The organism is Desulforamulus aeronauticus DSM 10349, from assembly GCF_900142375.1.
Taxonomy (GTDB): Bacteria; Bacillota; Desulfotomaculia; order Desulfotomaculales; family Desulfotomaculaceae; genus Desulfotomaculum; species Desulfotomaculum aeronauticum.
Genome location: NZ_FRAR01000052.1, coordinates 1 through 2,741, shown reverse-complemented (window position 1 = coordinate 2,741; position 2,741 = coordinate 1). Strand labels below are relative to the sequence as shown.

The 2,741-nt window shown below is 37.2% G+C and carries 3 protein-coding genes; 1 reads left to right on the top strand and 2 read right to left on the bottom strand.

Translation table 11 applies throughout. From position 1 onward, the window contains the following. Positions 1-124 precede the first annotated feature (124 nt). Both BUA78_RS20435 and BUA78_RS20430 read right to left on the bottom strand, forming a co-directional pair. Positions 125-262: a hypothetical protein gene (locus BUA78_RS20435; protein WP_175549096.1), complete on the bottom strand. Its 138-nt coding sequence runs from the start codon at positions 260-262 to the stop codon at positions 125-127. A 24-nt stretch (positions 263-286) separates the two neighbouring features. After that, positions 287-436, bottom strand: a complete 150-nt coding sequence (locus BUA78_RS20430) for a hypothetical protein (RefSeq protein ID WP_175549095.1) — start codon at positions 434-436, stop codon at positions 287-289. A 456-nt stretch (positions 437-892) separates the two neighbouring features. On the opposite strand from BUA78_RS20430, the gene BUA78_RS19575 reads away from it, so the two are divergent. Next, positions 893-2,560, top strand: a complete 1,668-nt coding sequence (locus BUA78_RS19575) for a Na/Pi cotransporter family protein (RefSeq protein ID WP_072917900.1) — start codon at positions 893-895, stop codon at positions 2,558-2,560. The last annotated feature ends 181 nt before the right edge of the window (positions 2,561-2,741 follow it).

Here is a 2,741-nt window from a genome sequence, read left to right as displayed (position 1 = left end):
CATTTTTATTAGGAATTTGGTTATTCCGGTTTGGAAATTATCATGCTTTATTCAGTATGGCCAAAAAAATTGGCTAGTTTCTCGACAAACTGAAGCAAGGCCAGGGATGTCCTGGCCTTGCTGGTTACTTGGTTCTCTTCTGCCGGCTTACTTTGGGTTGTTCGGTTAAGCCTAATTCAGTTCCCACTTCAACCATCATGTCACTGCTTTTTCCCATGGTACCCTGAAGATTTTTTCCCTCGTTTTTATTTTTTTTAGCCATCTGTTATCCCTCCTGGATATTCTTTTACCGTTTGGTTTCTTCCTTTACACTGCGGTTCTGTTTGGTAACACCAAGTTCTGCTGCAGCTTCCTGGGCATACCGTGCATTGTAATTACCACTGGAGGTCATGGTACTGGTATTGAAGTTTCTTTGTTTGGCTGCTTTGATCTTCATATTGATCCTCCTCCAGATTTAAAAATGTGTTCCCCTATTAATTTGGACTTTTCAGTAACGTTTTATGGCAGAGAAAAACTGGTGCCAGTTATGAAATTAGCAATGGACACCAGTTTTTTCCTTATTTTTTAGAGTCTAAAAACGTTTGTTGATGTACTATAATAAAAGGCTAATCAGCATTATGACAAAACCAGTGTCGTAAAGTTGACAGAATTTATAGAGTTATATATACTGCAATAATACATTAGTTAGTGAACATTCATCATTGCAATAAAGAACTGATTGCAGTACTGCAACGAAAAAACAATGTTTTTTACTTTTTTTCTCTTGATTATTTTTCAAAATTTTTTAACGATGCATATGCTGATTCGGAAGATTAATTTACAAAATTACTTTATGTGATAAGCAAACTTTAGCAATGCGTGATGATGAAATGCATCGTGTGAGGTGATAGAGATGAGTTGGTATCATTCCGGTCTAAGTATGATTGGCGGCGTCGGTTTGTTATTATATGGGATGTCCGTGTTAAAGGACAATCTACAGAAGGTTGCGGGGAAAAAAATCAGGGAAATTTTAATCATTGTCTCTAAGCGTAAAACCTTTGGTATGCTGCTCGGAATTTTTATAACACTATTCTTTCAAAGTAGCACGGCAACCATGTTTCTGTTGGTAGGGTTAACAAGTGCCGGGATTATCGCTTTACAAGAAGCATTACCCGTTATTTTAGGGGCAAACATTGGTAGTACCGTTACCGCGCAACTAATTGCCTTTAAAGTTACTGAGCTATCATTACCGATTATTTTTATAGGGGCGTTTGTCCTTTTATTTTCTAAAACCACCAAAGGAAAACAAATAGCATTCATCATTTTAGGGTTTGGTTTACTTTTTTTAGGGCTAAAGATCATGTCCGACACTATGGGCCCCCTAAAAACCGATCCTTCTTTTAGCCATCTACTGCTTAGTATTAGTAAATACCCATTTCTATGTATTTTTATTGCCGCCCTTTTTACATTCTTAGTTGCCAGTAGCGCCGCCACCATTGGAATTATTATATTATTGGCCATGCAAAACATGATTACCCTGGAACCGGCAATTTATATGTTGCTGGGGGCCAATATGGGAACTGCTTTTCTTGCTGTTCTTTCGAGCCTTGGATCAACGAGGGAAGCGCAGAGGGTTGCAACAGCTCACCTATTGTTTAATGTAACAGGGGCACTTCTGATGTTGCCTTTCGTCAAGTATGTTGCGATTTTGATGAGTTCCATTACTAAAAATCCCGGTTTTCAAGTAGCAAATACCAACAGTATTTTTATTTTGGTTATGGCAATATTATGCATGCCCTTTACAAATCAATGCAGTAGAGTATTAAAACTAGCGCTACCGGATAAAAACGAATTTAAAAATGACATAAAACCCCGCTATTTAGATGAAACATTACTAGACAGCCCGGAAATAGCCCTAGGAATGGCAAACAGGGAAGCCATGCAAATCTCCGATCTTGTGGCAGAAATGTTAAAAACCACAAACAATCTTTTTGAAGCATACAACCAAGATAAGGCTGATGAAATTACTGAAAAAGAAGATCATGTAGATCTTTTATGTATTGCAACCAATAAGTATTTAACCCAACTATTGAGACAACAGTTATCCAGAGATGAGTTTAACAATGCCATGGGGCTTGTCAATATTGTACGTGAATATGAGTTTATCGGTGATGTACTGTCCATTAATATTCTTACCAAAGCAGAAAGTTTGAATAAAAGAAACCTAGACTTTTCTGACAGTGGCAAGAATGAAATTCAGACTATGCATGATAAAGTTTTAGACTTAATGAATATTGTAAATACCTCCCTGGCAACCAATAACCCTAAATTGATCGAAAGAGCAAACAAGGTTTATGACGACATTGTTGATCTGGAATTCAGATTAAGAATGAGTCATATTGCCAGAATGCAAAAAGGCACGAGAAACACAGAGGATACCAGCTTTATTCACCTGGATGTCATTAATTCCTATTTACGAATTAGTGAACATTTATCAAATATTGCTTGTATTCTTTCCGAAGAAGTATCTTGTACCTGGTATGATGAGGCTCAAATTTTAACACCACCATCCGCCGTATAGTTAATCCAACACACCTCTACACGGGTTGCAATAATAGTATTTCTAACAAATTAGTTTATCACCTAAAAAGCTGGTGCCGGTTATTGAATTGTAGTGAACCAGGAAAAATAGACATTGAAAGAAAAAGCCTCCAGTCGTAGGATAGAAACTACGATTGGAGGTTTTAGCGTGTCAGGAAAAA